The sequence below is a fragment of the Acinetobacter sp. PFS20 genome (genome assembly GCF_052261015.1).
Classification (GTDB): Bacteria; Pseudomonadota; Gammaproteobacteria; order Pseudomonadales; family Moraxellaceae; genus Acinetobacter.
In genome coordinates this window covers 3,955,444-3,970,979 of record NZ_JBPVZE010000001.1, presented here as the reverse complement: position 1 = coordinate 3,970,979, position 15,536 = coordinate 3,955,444, and the positions used below count along the sequence as shown (strand labels likewise).

13 protein-coding genes and 3 tRNA genes are annotated in these 15,536 nt (G+C 38.3%); 9 read left to right on the top strand and 7 right to left on the bottom strand.

All coding sequences use genetic code 11. The annotated features are described in order from the left end of the window. Positions 1 to 76: 76 nt before the first annotated feature. Positions 77 to 928, top strand: a complete 852-nt coding sequence (gene folP / locus ACS125_RS18815) for a dihydropteroate synthase (RefSeq protein WP_443273884.1) — start codon at positions 77 to 79, stop codon at positions 926 to 928. Between the two features lie 132 nt (positions 929 to 1,060). Further along, positions 1,061 to 1,375, top strand: coding sequence for a DUF5713 family protein (locus ACS125_RS18810; protein ID WP_005307931.1), 315 nt, complete (start codon positions 1,061 to 1,063; stop codon positions 1,373 to 1,375). Here ACS125_RS18810 and ACS125_RS18805 read toward each other — a convergent pair whose 3' ends face one another. Together ACS125_RS18805 and ACS125_RS18800 are read right to left on the bottom strand one after the other, a co-directional pair. Further along, the gene (locus tag ACS125_RS18805) at positions 1,376 to 1,717 is read right to left on the bottom strand and encodes a hypothetical protein (protein WP_443274031.1); all 342 of its coding nucleotides are present in this window, start codon (positions 1,715 to 1,717) and stop codon (positions 1,376 to 1,378) included. A 76-nt stretch (positions 1,718 to 1,793) separates the two neighbouring features. After that, positions 1,794 to 1,879, bottom strand: a tRNA-Leu gene (locus tag ACS125_RS18800). Between the two features lie 196 nt (positions 1,880 to 2,075). On the opposite strand from ACS125_RS18800, the gene ACS125_RS18795 reads away from it, so the two are divergent. Continuing rightward, the gene (locus tag ACS125_RS18795; RefSeq protein ID WP_443273882.1) at positions 2,076 to 3,839 is read left to right on the top strand and encodes an alkaline phosphatase D family protein; all 1,764 of its coding nucleotides are present in this window, start codon (positions 2,076 to 2,078) and stop codon (positions 3,837 to 3,839) included. A 103-nt stretch (positions 3,840 to 3,942) separates the two neighbouring features. Here ACS125_RS18795 and ACS125_RS18790 read toward each other — a convergent pair. Both ACS125_RS18790 and ACS125_RS18785 read right to left on the bottom strand, forming a co-directional pair. Then, positions 3,943 to 4,028: transfer RNA gene (locus ACS125_RS18790), tRNA-Leu, on the bottom strand. An 11-nt stretch (positions 4,029 to 4,039) separates the two neighbouring features. Further along, positions 4,040 to 4,113 (bottom strand) — tRNA-Cys (locus tag ACS125_RS18785). Positions 4,114 to 4,265: 152 nt separating this feature from the next. On the opposite strand from ACS125_RS18785, the gene folD reads away from it, so the two are divergent. Both folD and ACS125_RS18775 read left to right on the top strand, forming a co-directional pair. Further along, positions 4,266 to 5,114: a bifunctional methylenetetrahydrofolate dehydrogenase/methenyltetrahydrofolate cyclohydrolase FolD gene (folD, locus tag ACS125_RS18780; RefSeq protein ID WP_003650084.1), complete on the top strand. Its 849-nt coding sequence runs from the start codon at positions 4,266 to 4,268 to the stop codon at positions 5,112 to 5,114. Between the two features lie 240 nt (positions 5,115 to 5,354). Further along, a complete protein-coding gene (locus ACS125_RS18775) occupies positions 5,355 to 6,023 on the top strand; it encodes a class I SAM-dependent methyltransferase (RefSeq protein ID WP_174743579.1) in 669 nt (222 codons plus the stop codon). 21 nt (positions 6,024 to 6,044) lie between these two features. Here ACS125_RS18775 and ACS125_RS18770 read toward each other — a convergent pair whose 3' ends face one another. Both ACS125_RS18770 and ACS125_RS18765 read right to left on the bottom strand, forming a co-directional pair. Continuing rightward, entirely contained in the window at positions 6,045 to 6,467 is a 423-nt protein-coding gene (locus ACS125_RS18770) for a hypothetical protein (RefSeq protein WP_004790479.1), read from the bottom strand. A 117-nt stretch (positions 6,468 to 6,584) separates the two neighbouring features. Beyond that, positions 6,585 to 7,916, bottom strand: coding sequence for an MFS transporter (locus tag ACS125_RS18765; protein ID WP_252612214.1), 1,332 nt, complete (start codon positions 7,914 to 7,916; stop codon positions 6,585 to 6,587). A 372-nt stretch (positions 7,917 to 8,288) separates the two neighbouring features. On the opposite strand from ACS125_RS18765, the gene glpK reads away from it, so the two are divergent. Continuing rightward, positions 8,289 to 9,797, top strand: a complete 1,509-nt coding sequence (gene glpK, locus ACS125_RS18760; protein ID WP_174758605.1) for a glycerol kinase GlpK — start codon at positions 8,289 to 8,291, stop codon at positions 9,795 to 9,797. Between the two features lie 153 nt (positions 9,798 to 9,950). Continuing rightward, a complete protein-coding gene (gene glpD, locus ACS125_RS18755) occupies positions 9,951 to 11,468 on the top strand; it encodes a glycerol-3-phosphate dehydrogenase (RefSeq protein ID WP_004790483.1) in 1,518 nt (505 codons plus the stop codon). Positions 11,469 to 11,509: 41 nt separating this feature from the next. Here glpD and ACS125_RS18750 read toward each other — a convergent pair whose 3' ends face one another. Then, positions 11,510 to 13,342: a phosphoenolpyruvate carboxykinase (GTP) gene (locus ACS125_RS18750; RefSeq protein ID WP_443273877.1), complete on the bottom strand. Its 1,833-nt coding sequence runs from the start codon at positions 13,340 to 13,342 to the stop codon at positions 11,510 to 11,512. A 389-nt stretch (positions 13,343 to 13,731) separates the two neighbouring features. Between ACS125_RS18750 and ACS125_RS18745 the strand changes: the two genes are divergently transcribed. Both ACS125_RS18745 and ACS125_RS18740 read left to right on the top strand, forming a co-directional pair. After that, positions 13,732 to 14,670, top strand: coding sequence for a diacylglycerol/lipid kinase family protein (locus ACS125_RS18745; RefSeq protein WP_443273875.1), 939 nt, complete (start codon positions 13,732 to 13,734; stop codon positions 14,668 to 14,670). Further along, a complete protein-coding gene (locus tag ACS125_RS18740; RefSeq protein WP_174739323.1) occupies positions 14,651 to 15,409 on the top strand; it encodes a metallophosphoesterase family protein in 759 nt (252 codons plus the stop codon). Before ACS125_RS18745 ends, ACS125_RS18740 begins: the two co-directional genes overlap by 20 nt. The last annotated feature ends 127 nt before the right edge of the window (positions 15,410 to 15,536 follow it).

Sequence of the window (15,536 nt, the reverse complement as noted above, 5' to 3'; positions counted from 1 at the left end):
AAAGCCGAAAAGAAATCAGCAGTATATTGATCAGAGTCTTGTTAAAATGTTGCCGAATATTAAATTGGAGCTTGTCATGCAGTTAATGCCTTTACCTCAGCAAATTCTACAATGTGGGCAGCTTCAGTTGGATTTATCACAGCCGCACGTTATGGGTATTTTAAATGTCACGCCAGATTCTTTTAGTGATGGTGGAAAGCATAATCAATTAGACCAAGCTGTGGCGTATGCATTAAATATGGTTGAACAAGGCGCCACAATTATAGATATTGGCGGTGAATCTACTCGGCCGGGTGCATCTGAGGTGAGTGTAGAAGAAGAAATTCGCAGAGTTGTGCCTGTAGTTGCAGCTTTATCTAAACATGATGTGATTTTATCAATTGATACAAGTCAGCCAGATGTTATCCGTGCAGCAAAAGAAGCAGGTGCTCATATTTGGAATGATGTACGTGCGCTTACTCGACCAAATGCTTTAAAAACGGCAGTAGAGTTGGATATTCCTGTGGTGATCATGCATATGCGTGGTGAGCCAACCACAATGAATCAGCTAGATCAATATGCGAATGTGACACTGGACGTGATGCAAGAGCTTCAGCAGCGTGTGGAAGAGGCTTTAACTGCGGGTGTAAAAAAACAGAATATTATTATTGATCCTGGGTTTGGTTTTGCAAAAAATGCGCAGCAAAATTTAAGACTGTTAAATGAATTTTGGAAGCTTAGTAAAATGGGTTATCCAATTTTATCTGGCCTTTCTCGTAAACGTTTTATTGGTGAAGCTTTACACGGCGTAGCTGCAGATGAGCGTGCAGTAGGAAGCGTTACGGGGCATTTGCTTAGTATTCAGCAAGGAGCATCAATTGTTCGCGCACATGATGTAAAAGCCATGCATGATGCAATTCTTGTTTGGAAAGCGATGACACAAGCTTAAAAAATAGACTTTTATAATCAGGCCATGATTGATTAATTTCATGGGGTAGATGATTGAGTCAGGGAAAATTGTCGTTATTATTTTGAAAATATGTTATAAGCGGCAGGTTTCTGCTGCTGTGTAAACTTTTGTATGTTCGAAGACTTACTTCTCCCAATGTTTGATGATGAGTATTATCCAGATATTTTAGTCGCTGAACTCAAGCAGTTAATTGAACAATTTGCCAAAAAAGTTCAGAAGCCTGCTTTAGCTGATCAGGATATTTATCGATATGCTCATCAAACTGTAATTGAAATCAATGAAATGAAACCTCAATTCGAAGATCTAGATTCTTCCTTGGATGATAGTGCTGCTGACTATATTGCTGAAGCAATGATGATGGTGGCACAGGATGCAGGATATTTAGACCTTGAAATGGAAGAGCTGGTGATGAATCGAGAGTGGTGATTACTCTCGATTCTCAATACCTTCAAAAGCATCTAATAAATGACAAGATGCTTTTAAATGAATTTCATCTATTTTTTTAATTTTTAAAACTAAAACACCATTCTCTTGATAATTTGCATCTGCTAATAAACTGACCCAATAATTTTCTCGTTTTTGTTCCAATTCTTTAAATTTATCTATGATCTGTTCGGGTGCTTTAATTAAATAATCGTCTTTGGTAATAGAGCAACGTGAAAAATACCAATGGTTATCTTTAAAAGAAATGGTGCCTGAGAAAAGATCTGTAGCATAAACGTTTGTTATAGAAAGGGTGGTACACAGAAGTAATAATATTCTTATCATAAAATTCATTTTCATTAGACATAAAAAAACCAGCTTACGCTGGATTCTTTATAGCACCAAATTCAATATTTGAAAATGGTGCCCGGGGCCGGACTCGAACCGGCACGCTTTGTGGGCGGGGGATTTTAAATCCCCTGTGTCTACCTATTTCACCACCCGGGCATGTGCGCAATAATAGAGGACAAGTAAGCGATTGGCAAGAGAAAATCAGAGAGTTTGCTTTATTTTCAATCAGTTCTTGTTAGTATTTATATAAATTAACCAATTTATGTCATGATTTATTCATTAAACTGAGATCACTTGTTCATCTTATCTACTTAAGTTTAAGGCACTCATTGCTTAAAACTTAGGTAATTTTATGTCAGAGAAAATTTCACGCCGAGAATTAATTCAAAAAAGTCTGTTCGGTTTTGGGGCGCTATCTTTGCCGGTAGCTTTTACGGGTTGTAATGATGGTTCCGATGAAGAAAGTTCGGAGGCGCAAGCAGATTTTTTGCATGGCGTTGCGAGTGGCGACCCATTGCAGGATAAAGTAATTTTATGGACGCGTTTAACACCGGTAGATCTTAGTGCGCGCCTTAAGGTCACTTGGGAAATTGCTACCGATGACCAGTTTAAGCTGAATTTAAAGACTGGTGTGGTTCAAACGACTAAGACAGATGATTTTACCGTGAAAGTAGATGCAACAGGACTACAGGCGGATACCATTTATTATTACCGTTTCCATTTTGGTAATAAAACTTCACCTGTTGGTCAAACTAAAACTTTGCCTGTAAGTACCAATAATGTCAGCTTTGCAGTATGTTCTTGTTCTAACTATCCTGCGGGTTACTTCTACGTTTATCGTGAAATAGCAAAACAGAATGTGGATGTAGTTATTCATTTAGGAGATTACATTTATGAATATGGGGCTGATGGCTATGCAACGGAAGATGCTGCAAAACTGGGTCGTACTTTGCCATCTGATAATAATAAAGAAATTATTAAATTAGATGATTATCGCAAACGTTATGCGCTGTATCGTCAGGATAAAGACTTGCAGGCAGCTCATCAACGTCATCCTTTCATTGTAATTTGGGATGACCATGAGTTAGCAAATGATACTTGGCGTGGTGGTGCGGAAAACCATCAAGATAATGAAGGATCTTTTTCTGATCGTAAGTTAGCTGCTCTACAGGCTTATTTCGAATGGATGCCAATTCGCCCTGTTTCTAACATAGATCATCTAAATATTTATCGTCAGTTTAATTTTGGCTCATTGGTTGAGCTGACGATGTTGGATACACGCATTATTGCGCGAGATAAACAGCTTGAATATAAGGACTATATGACAGCTGTAGGTTTGAATGCACAAAAATTTCAGGTTGATTTAACAGATTCAAAGCGTACTTTAATGGGGTATACGCAAAGAGATTGGTTGATTGATAAATTAAAGCAATCTACAGCAATCTGGAATGTGGTTGGTCAGCAAGTCTTAATGAGTAAAATGTGGATTCCTGCTGAGTTGTTGGTCTCTCTGGGGCAAATTACTTCAGGTGGAACTTCGCCAGATGCGTTAGCTAAAATGAATGCGCAAATTACAGAATTAGTCACATTGAAATTGCGATTAGAGCAGGGTGATCCAACTTTAACTATTCAAGAAAAAGCGCGAGTCACAACTTTAGTTCCATATAATCTCGATGCTTGGGATGGGTACTATGCTGAGCGAGAGTTTGTGTATGATAAATTGGCAGAGTTTAATAAGAAAATTATTGTTTTGGCTGGCGATACTCATAATGCATGGGCATCTTACTTGTATAGCCAAAAAGGGAAGTATGTCGGTGTTGAACTGGCGACAAGCTCGGTTTCTTCGCCGGGTCTAGAAAAGTATTTAAGTATTCCTTTGGATCAGTTACAAAAGTTTGAATTTGCCTTTACTACGCTTATCGATGAATTGACGTATTGTAATTTAAATCAACGTGGTTATTTGGTGGTTACGCTCGATGATACGCAAGTGCAATCGGATTGGATTTTTGTAGATTCAATTAAAAATGCAGAATATAAAGTAGATTCAAGTCGACACTATCAATTAATGTTAGATGCGAATTTAACGCCTGAACAAGATAAGCAAAAAACTGCTTAAATATATGGATGGGAAAGGGGTACTAATAAGTATCCTTTTTTTTAGGCATAAAAAAACCAGCTTACGCTGGATTTTTTATTGCACCAATTTCTATACTAGAAAATGGTGCCCGGGGCCGGACTCGAACCGGCACGCTTTGTGGGCGGGGGATTTTAAATCCCCTGTGTCTACCTATTTCACCACCCGGGCTTTACCAAATTTGGAGGCGGAGGTCGGAATCGAACCGGCGTCCACGGAGTTGCAGTCCGCTGCATGACCACTCTGCCACCCCGCCTACATTTGGTGATGCACATATTAGCAACCTTTAGAAAAAAAACAATACTGTTTTGAGATAAGATGAACATAAAAGCAACATCTAGAATAAATTTGTCCAAATAATCATGTATTATTGGCACATTAAATTCATGTCTACCTTGGAGATGTGCTGTGGCATTGGTTTTAGACGGTCGTGCATTAGCAAAGCAAATTGAAGAAAATTTGTCAGTACGTGTTGAAGCTTTAAAAGCTAAAACAGGTCGTACCCCAATTTTAGCGACTATTTTGGTTGGGGATGATGGCGCATCTGCAACTTATGTACGCATGAAAGGAAATGCTTGCCGTCGAGTAGGCATGGATTCTTTAAAAATTGAGTTATCACAAGAAACGACAACAGAACAATTATTAGCTGAAATCGAAAAGCTTAATGCTAATCCAGATGTTCACGGTATTCTTCTACAACATCCAGTTCCTGCACAAATTGATGAGCGCGCATGTTTCGATGCAATCTCATTAGCTAAAGATGTTGATGGTGTAACTTGTCTTGGTTTTGGTCGTATGGCTATGGGCGAAGCTGCATATGGTTCAGCAACTCCTGCGGGCATTATGACGATTTTAAAAGAAAACAATATCGAAATTGCTGGCAAACATGCGGTTGTGGTTGGTCGTTCAGCAATTTTAGGTAAACCAATGGCAATGATGCTATTGCAAGCGAATGCAACAGTAACGATTTGCCATTCACGCACACAAAACTTACCTGAGCTTGTGAAACAAGCTGACATTATTGTTGGTGCTGTAGGTAAAGCTGAACTCATCCAAAAAGACTGGATTAAACAAGGTGCAGTAGTTGTTGATGCTGGTTTCCATCCACGTGATGGCGGTGGTGTAGGCGACATCCAGCTTCAAGGTATCGAAGAAATTGCTTCTGCTTACACGCCAGTACCAGGTGGTGTTGGTCCAATGACAATCACAACTTTGATTCGTCAAACTGTAGAAGCAGCTGAAAAAGCTTTAGGTTAATTTAATTTATTCACGACGGCGTCCTACCATTTAACGCAAATATTAGGAGCTCGTATGTTACTTTTCTTTCGGGATGAGTAGCGAATGCTACGCAAGGCCAAAACAGTTGCTGTAAATAAAGCAGTGGAATTGAACTAACGTATTTTTAGTAACTAACCACTATCATGTTTTAAGCCACTGTTTTAGTCTTGCTTGCGATGCAGATGATTAAATAGTAATTATAAATTGTTGAGCTTATTTATGAGCTGCACCTTTCAACTTACCAAAGCCCCTGAACATTTACTTCAAGCCTTGCATGAAGTCATTCCTCATTGTGAGTTGATGGTACAACAGTTACCAGAAACACCTGTTTCCTTGTGGTTGATTCCACCCGTTTTCCCAACCGATCGCTTAGATGATGAGGTTATTCGCCGAATCTGGAATGACACGCCATATTGGATTTTTTGCTGGGCATCTGGTTTAGCAATGGCGCAGTGGTTACTTGCAGAGCCACATCATGTTAAAGATAAAGTTGTTTTGGATTTCGGAGCCGGTTCGGGCGTAGTTGCAATTGCAGCTAAAATGGCTGGTGCTAAAAGAGTAATTTGTTGTGATATTGATCAAGTTAGTCTTGCTGCCTGCCGTGAAAATGCTTTGTTGAATGATGTTGAACTGGAATATCTGGACGATTTATATAAAGCAGAGCAAGTTGATGTTTTATTGGCTGCTGATGTGTTGTATGACCAGTGCAACCGTTTCTTTTTAGATGAATTTTTGAAATTTGCGCCAGAGGTTTGGGTCGCAGATAGCCGTGTTAAAAACTTTAGTCATCCAAAATATCAAAAAATTGATGAAAGAAGTGCATCGACATGGCCTGATCTTGATGAAGCTAAAGAATTTAGAAATGTAAGTTTTTATAAGACGCTGTAAAAGAACAGCGTCTTATTTATATTATGAGCAAGTATAGCGAACTACTTTTAGTGTGCTTGGACGTGCTTCAAGCGCTTGGCGAGTCGCATAATCTTCACCATTGTTTAAACTCGGTGTATTAGATAAACCAAATGAGGCGCGAGTTTGACCCAATTGAACACCATAATTTTCTTGTTGGGCTGGGTTCGAAATCTCATTAATGCTTAGAACTGACAATTTATAAACTTTTTGAGCGCCTAATACATTTTGACAAGCACGTTGCAATTTACGTTCATCTAACTGCTGATTAGGGCGGCTAGCTAATGTATAAGCTAAAGTTGCGGAAGTTTTTGTTTGGTTTTCAATTTGATAGCCAGTTGAGCCATTATATTGTCGAGGGGTGGTCTGACAAGCCGTTAAAATAAACATACTGCTTAATGCCAAACATAAAATACTTCTATTCATCAGTATCATCCTTATATTCTTATCTCTAGTATCTCATAAAATGCAACGATTGTTGGGGCTTAATCGCACGATTTAAGCTAACATCGGCTGGCGATATTAGCTCTTATTTGTAAAATATTAATGTTCTTTAATTTTTGAATGATGCTTAGTATCTTTCATAAAAATATAAATAATAAGTGAAATGAAGATCATAATACTTACATAAATAAAGTACCAAGATTCATGTCCAGCTTCTTTAAAACTTAAAGCAAAAAATTCTGCTGTACCGCCAAATAACGTATTGGCAATCGCATAGGGTAAAGCTACTCCTAAAGCCCGAATATGAGCAGGAAAGAGCTCAGCTTTAACCACGGCATTAATTGACGTATAACCTGTTACCATGACTAGACCTGCTAAGCATAACCAGAAAGCAGTCCAATAATTATGTGTGGTTGCAAGGGCATTAAATAAAATATAAGTAAATAAAACCCCAGTTACACCAAAGGCAATCATCAGTGGCTTACGTCCGATTCGATCTGACAAAGCACCGGCTACAGGTTGTAAGCACATGAAAATAAATAGCGCTAAAGTGGTAATTTGAGTGGCTTCGGGTTTTGTAAATCCGGAAGTATTCACTAAATATTTTTGTAGGTAAGTGGTGTAAGTATAAAAAGCTAAAGTTCCGCCAGCTGTTAAAAATAATACGGTAAAAGCTTCTTTAGGATAGTGCTTGAATAAAGCAAACATGCCTGATTCTGGTTGGTCTTTTTCAGCTTGGGCATTTTTAAAAGATTGTGTTTCTAATAAGCCACGACGGATACGGAACACCACAATGGCAAGTAAAGCACCAATAAAGAATGGAATACGCCATCCCCAATCATGCAACTGTTGTTCGGTTAATACCATTTGTAATATTAAAAGAACACATAGAGCAGTTAGTTGTCCTGCAATTAAGGTTACGTACTGGAAGCTTGAGAAAAAACCACGTCGATTTTTTTCAGCCATTTCACTTAAATAGGTGGCGCTGGCACCATATTCACCGCCTACACTCAAGCCTTGAATTAAACGAGCGACAACTAATAAAAGAGGTGCAAATACACCAATACTTTCATAACTTGGCGTCACAGCAATCAGAAGTGAGCCTACGCACATCAAAGTAACGGAAAGTGTGAGACCTGCTTTACGTCCTTTGCGGTCTGAATAGATTCCCATAATCCATGCACCGATTGGGCGCATTAAAAAACCTACAGCAAAAATTGCAGCTGCTTGAAGAAGTTGAGCTGTTTGACTTCCTTTTGGGAAAAATGCATGAGCAAAATAGAGCGTAAATGCGGCATATACGTACCAGTCGTACCATTCGACAAGGTTACCCGCGGAACCGCCCAAAATTGATTTTAGCCGGGTTTTTGTATCTAAATTAGAATGCGGAGTTGTTGCGGTAGAAGGTTGATCAACCATGAGTCGCTCCATGTTTCGCTTGGGTTGAATGCTAAAAAAGAGAAGTTTTATTTCGTTTTTACATATTATCTAGAGGAGTATTTCACTTTATTTTTTTTATGTCTGTAAAACAATGTTTATTATTTAAGCAAAGGAATAAGTTGAATATTCATGTGATTTCAAATTGGCCGATCAGCTCATTTTTATAATCTTCTTCCAATCTTTGGCATACTATTTTTTCCAAATAGTAAAAAGTGTTAAAGAATGCGTAATGTTTGGACTGAGAAAACCTATATCTCTTAAAAATAATGATATATTCCAAAGAAAATTTTAAATAAATACAGTTAGGCATGATGTCTTGGCATTGTGGACTAGATGTGTGTGGATAATGAAAGGGACATTCAGATGTCAAATTGCCCGAAAAAATATATTGTTGCTTTTGATCAGGGAACAACAAGCTCAAGAGCAATTGTTTTAGATCATGATGCTAACGTTGTAAGTATTGCTCAAAAAGAATTTACTCAGATTTATCCGCAGCCAGGTTGGGTTGAGCATGATCCTATGGAAATTTGGGCCACACAAAGTGCTGTTTGGGTAGAAGCTCTAGCTCAAGCTGGCATCAAGAGTGAACAAGTTGCAGCAATTGGGATTACAAACCAACGGGAAACCACAATTGTATGGGATAAGAAAACAGGAAAACCTATTCACAATGCAATTGTTTGGCAAAGCCGTCAAACCACAGAAATATGCAATCAATTGCAAAAGGCGGGTTGGCAAGAATATGTTCGTAAAACAACAGGGTTGGTTATTGATCCGTATTTTTCTGCCACCAAAATAAAATGGATTTTGGACCATGTAGAGGGTAGCCGTGAACGAGCAGAGCGAGGAGAGTTATTGTTCGGTACGGTGGACACATGGCTAATCTGGAAATTAACCAATGGCGCAGTCCATGTCACAGATTTTACCAATGCTTCGCGAACCATGCTTTTTAATATCGAAAAGCTCGAATGGGATGAAAAACTTTTACAAGCTTTAGATATTCCTAGAGCAATGTTACCAGAGGTGCGTAGTTCATCTGAGGTGTATGGTTATACCCACACCATTAGTGGGCAAGAAGTGGGTATTCCGATTGCTGGTATAGCTGGGGATCAACAAGCTGCACTTTTCGGACAAATGTGTGTAGAACCAGGACAAGCAAAAAACACTTATGGCACAGGCTGTTTTCTACTCATGAACACGGGTAAAAAGATTGTTCTTTCAGAGCATGGCTTGCTGACGACGATTGCATGTGGCGCAAATGGTGAAGTGAACTATGCTTTAGAGGGCGCCGTGTTTAATGGTGGCTCTTGCGTACAGTGGTTACGTGATGAGTTAAAAGTGATTAAGAACGCTAAAGACTCTGAGCTTTATGCAACACGTGTAAAAGACAGCAATGGTGTATATGTTGTACCTGCTTTTACAGGTCTAGGCGCTCCCTATTGGGATCCGACAGCACGTGGGGCAATCTTTGGGCTTACTCGTGGAGCCAGTATAGAACATATTATTCGTGCGACTTTAGAATCAATTGCCTACCAGACAAGAGACGTACTTGATGCCATGCAGCAAGACGCAGAAGAAGAGCTTCGCACACTTAGAGTCGATGGTGGGGTAACGGAAAATAATTTCTTGATGCAATTTCAAGCCGATATTTTAGCGACCCCAGTAGAACGCCCAATAATGAAAGAAACTACTGCTTTGGGTGCAGCTTTTCTTGCAGGATTGGCAACGGGTTTCTGGCAGGATCTTCATGAGTTAAGAAATAAGTCTACGATAGAAAAAGTATTTGAACCCAAAATGTCTTCTGAGCAATCTGAAGTCATTTATAAAGGTTGGTTGAAGGCAGTGAAGCGTAGTCAAAGTTGGGCTGAGGATTGATCTGTTCTTTAACTGGTTAAATTCAATAGTAGGGTAATCAATTAACGGTAAATACTTGGTTATTTAAAATTGATTATTCTACTTTTTTGATTGTTGTTTTATCAATTTGATGTTTTAATTTTTATAAGATCAACAATAAAAAGAAAATGAGAAATGATAGTACAGCCTAATGATTATTCAAAAATATATGACATTGCCGTGATTGGTGGCGGTATTAATGGCGTCGGTATTGCTAATGATGCGGCAGGCCGTGGCTTATCAGTATTTTTATGTGAAAAAGATGATTTAGCTAGTCATACCTCATCTGCGAGCAGTAAATTAATTCACGGCGGTTTACGCTATTTAGAACATAAAGAATTTCGATTGGTTAGAGAAGCGTTGGCAGAGCGTGAAGTCTTGTTGGCTAAAGCTCCGCATATTATTAAACCAATGCGTTTTATTATGCCTCATCGACCACATTTGCGTCCTGCGTGGTTAATTCGGGCAGGCCTATTTTTTTATGATCATTTAGGAAAACGAGAAAAATTATTAGGCTCAAATCTTATTTATTTCAAAGAAGATAGTCCCCTAAAACCAGCTATAACGCGTGGCTTTGAATATTCGGATTGTACTGTAGATGATGCACGTCTTGTTGTGCTAAATGCGCTACAAGCTAAAGAGAAGAGTGCCAAAGTTGTAACACGGACAAGTTGTGTTAAGGCTTATAGACAACAAGAACTGTGGCATTTGGAACTACAAAGCGGGGCTGAGTCTTATCAAATACGAGCAAAAGCCTTAGTGAATGCAGCAGGTCCTTGGGTCGAAGAAATTATTAGTAAAAACCTACAATTAAAATCGCCATATCAAATTCGGCTTATACAAGGAAGTCATATTGTTGTGCCTAAACTCTATAATTGTCATAAAGCTTTTATCATGCAAAATGAAGATCGACGCATCGTGTTTGCCATTCCTTATTTAGAACAATACACATTAATAGGTACGACAGATCAAGAATATATAGGTGATCCACAAAAGGTAGAGATTACCGATGTAGAAATAGATTACCTTTTGACAGTCACAAATTCACATTTTAAAAAGCAGCTGACCCGTACAGATATCGTCAGTCAGTTTTCTGGAGTCCGAGCTTTATGTGATGATGAGTCAGATAATCCGTCTGCAGTTACACGTGACTATACTCTGGCACTACAGGCTGAATATAAAAAAGCACCTTTGTTATCTGTATTTGGTGGCAAGATCACGACTTATCGGAAACTGGCAGAGGCTGCTTTAGAAGATCTATCCCCGTTTTTTAGTAATATGGCAGAGGAGTGGACTGCAAATGAAGTATTACCTGGGGCGGAGAATTGGACCACACTTGAAGATTTAGTTATAAAGATTCAAAACCAAGTTGAAGGGGTAACCGAGCAGCTTGCTACTCGTTGGGCAAATGCCTATGGTTCTAGGGTTTGGGATATTTTGCATGAGCGAAAAGCTCTTGAGCAGTTAGGGCAAGATTTTGGTCACGGTTTATTTGAATCTGAAGTTCAGTATTTATGTGAATATGAATGGGCAAATACGGCAGAAGATATATTGTGGCGTAGAACTAAGTTGGGTTTGGCATTTGATGAAAAACAAGTAAAAAATTTGGAAAGTTATTTGGCTGGACGTCGACAAAAAGATGATGCCGCATAATAAAAAAGGCCGCACAAGGCGACCTTTTTTATATTTAGCAATTAGAAGCCAGTTTTTACAGCTTCAAGTAAAGCTGCTTGACGTTCTTTTAATGCTTTTGGTAAGCGCTCACCAAGTTTATTGAATAACTCAGTGTGGCTTTCAATTTCAGTAACCCACTGATCTTTATCTTGAGCTGTGATAAGGTCAAATTCTTCTTTAGAGAATTCAGTACCTTCCCAATTCAAGTCATCGTAAGTTGGAACAAGGCCAATTGGTGTTTCAACAGCTTTTGCACGACCTTCACAACGGTCAATGATCCACTCAAGAACACGCATGTTTTGACCGAAACCAGGCCATACGAAGTTGCCTTCAGCATCACGACGGAACCAGTTTACATTGAAGATTTTTGGTAATTTATTACCAGCAGCTTCAGCTTTTGTACTTACTTCTTGACCAAGGCTTAACCAGTGATCGAAGTAGTCAGCCATGTTGTAGCCAGCAAACGGAAGCATCGCGAATGGGTCACGACGAACGATACCTTGTTGACCAACAGCAGCTGCAGTAGTTTCAGAACCCATAGTTGCAGCTTTATAAACGCCATCAACCCAATCGAAAGCTTCAGAAACTAAAGGAACCGTATCTGCACGGCGACCACCGAAGATAAATGCAGAAATCGGAACACCTGCTGGATTTTCCCAGTCAGCATCGATAGAAGGGCATTGACCAGCAGCAACAGTGAAGCGCGCATTTGGATGAGCAGCCTTTTCACCATTTACGTGAGGTTGACCTTTCCAGTTAGTTAAGTTAGTTGGAATTTCTTTAGAAAGACCTTCCCACCATACTTGACCGTCATTAGTTACCGCAACGTTTGTATAGATAACATCTTTGTGAAGAGTTGCCATACAGTTAGGGTTAGTCTTGGTATTTGTACCAGGAGCAACACCAAAGAAACCAGCTTCTGGATTGATTGCGTATAGACGACCGTCTTCACCTGGTTTGATCCAAGCAATATCGTCACCTACAGTCTCAATTTTCCAGCCTTCATAGCCTGCTGGTGGAATTAACATTGCGAAATTTGTTTTACCACATGCAGATGGGAATGCTGCAGCGATATAGTGTTTTTCACCTTGTGGGTTAGTCACACCAAGAATAAGCATATGTTCAGCTAACCAACCTTGTTCGCGACCCATAACAGAAGCGATACGAAGTGCTAAACATTTTTTACCAAGTAATGCGTTACCGCCATAACCAGAACCGTAAGACCAGATTTCACGAGTTTCTGGGTAATGAACGATGTATTTTTCAGGGTTACAAGGCCATGCAACGTCTTTTTGCCCTTCAGCAAGTGGAGCACCTACGGTATGAATACAAGGAATAAATTCGCCGTCTGTACCTAACACATCATAAACTGCTTTACCCATACGTGCCATTTTACGCATGCTAACAGCAACGTAAGGAGAGTCAGTTAACTCGATACCGATATGAGCAATATGGCTTCCAAGTGGACCCATAGAGAAAGGCACAACGTACATTGTACGACCTTCCATTGATCCTTCGAATAAACCATTTAACTTTTCACGCATAACAGCTGGTTCTTCCCAGTTGTTTGTCGCACCAGCATCTTCTTTCTTTTGAGAGCAAATGTAAGTACGATCTTCAACACGCGCAACGTCAGATGGGTCAGAATTTGCAAGATAAGAACCAGGATGTTTTTCTTGGTTTAACTTCTGCATGGTGCCGTTAGCGATCATCAAGTCGATTAGACGTTGATACTCTTCTTCGCTTCCGTCACACCATTCGATTTTTGCTGGTTTGGTTAAGTTTGCAATTTCTTCAACCCATGCGATAAGCTTAGGATGACGAACGAATTCTGGTGCGTTCACTGTGGTCATGGTGAGGCCTATTCAAAATATGTACAACGTACAAGTCATTCATTGAGGTACAATGAAAGATCAAATAAAAAAGTGGCTGTATTAAAGCACAAAATCATAAAAAAAATAAGACTAAAGAATAAGAAATAAATATTTTGATTTTTTATTTTTTTTAATTTAAATCATATGTTTATTGTTTTTTGACGTATTTTATTCTTTACATTTTTATGTTGTATGTGTGTTATTTATATTATTTATTTTCTTTAAAATCAATAACTTGATGTTTAAATTTTTCTTGAGAATTATTATTGATTAAACAAATGATCATCATTCGAAATTTACATAAAGAGACTTTTATTAGGCGATTTTCTATACAAAATACAAGGTGAATCCTCTTTAAGATAATAAAAATGCGGACTTTAAAACCTCTCTCTATCATCTATAACCAGAAGTCGGGTTTTCATGCTTCAAAACATGAAGATATGTATGAACAATTAATGACTGTACTCACCGAATTTGGTTTTGAAATACAAGTTTTTGAATTAGCGGAAGATGTTTCATTTGATGATTTAATGAATCAAGTGATTCATCGGCATAGTCAAAACGCGAATTTAGGCGTTGTGGTGGCAGCGGGTGGAGACGGGACGTTAAATGCAGTAGCATCAAAACTTCGACATACCAATATTCCTATGGGAATTTTACCTTTGGGGACTTTTAACTACGTCGCTAAAGTTTTAGATATTCCTTTAGATTTGTTAGAGGCGGCTGAAGTTATTGCTACAGGTACACCCCGTTCTGTACATATTGCGACTATTAATGACCATGTTTATTTGAATAATGCGAGCCTAGGCCTTTATCCATTGTTTATAAAAAAACGTGAGCTCTACAATAAATACTTAGGACGTTTGCCTTTACATGCGTATACCTCAGCTTTAGATGTTTTATTAAGAGAAAATAAATCTATGAAACTTTCCGTCACAGTTGATGGAAAACAATATCCAGTCAAAACCCCTCTAATTTTCTTTGGTAATAATCAACTTCAACTATGTGATATGAAATTAAGAATTGCTGATTGTGCTGCACAGGGGAGAGTCGCTGGAGTAGTTATTACAAAAAGTGATAGGCTTAGTTTATTACATATGCTTTGGCAATGGATTCAGGGAAAGGTTGAAGAGACAAAAGATGTTTATAGTTTTTGTGCTGATCATGTCATCGTTGAATGTGCAAAAAAATCAAAACTTACTGTAGCTTTAGATGGTGAAATATTAGAGATGAAAACACCATTAAATTTCACTGTAGAAAAGAATGCTTTAAATATTATGGTGCCTAATGTTATTACATCTGTCTGATTTGCATTTTGGAACAGAAATTGAGGCCTGTTTAGATGCAATTCGGCTTTTTTGTACCGAACATAAACCTGAAGTTATTATAGTGAGTGGAGATATTACTCAGCGAGCCAGATATCAACAGTTTTATAATTGTCGTCAGTTTTTAGATAGTCTTAATATTCCTTATCTTGTTGTGCCTGGTAATCACGATATTCCGTTGTATCATGTCTGGAACCGTTTTTTCTCACCATTTACTCGCTATCAATATTTTTTTGGCCAGCTTGAACCAACTTTAGAAACTGAACATTTCTATATTGTTGGCGTAAACAGCATACGCCGCCGTTATCATACCCGTGGGCATATTTCGATTGAGCAAATTCAAACTACATATGAGCGATTACAGCAAGGACCAGCGAATAAAATCAAATTAGTGGTTTTTCATCAGCCTTTTTATACCCCGCCTGATGATGAACATGGTATTAAAGATTGTCCTGTATTAGGGAAAATGGCTCTAGAAAAATGGAGTACGACTGGGCTATTTGGTATGTTACATGGGCATCTGCATAAAACAGCTGTATATGATTTAACGCAAATTTATCAATTAGAAATAGATCATCCTATTTATGATATTCATGCAGGAACAGCCACATCTAGCCGTTTGCATTATCATGTTCCAAATAGTTTTAATGTCATTTCAAATGAAGGAAGAATTAATCATTATTGGTTTAATTATGATTTAAAGATTTTTCAATTAATTTAATTTATAAAAATTCTATAAGACATTTAACTTAAGAGTAGATTGATAAAATTTTATCCATTACAATGCCTAAGCTTTAAATTCTATATATGGGGAATAGGAAAACATTCTAAATGTTTTATCATTTTAA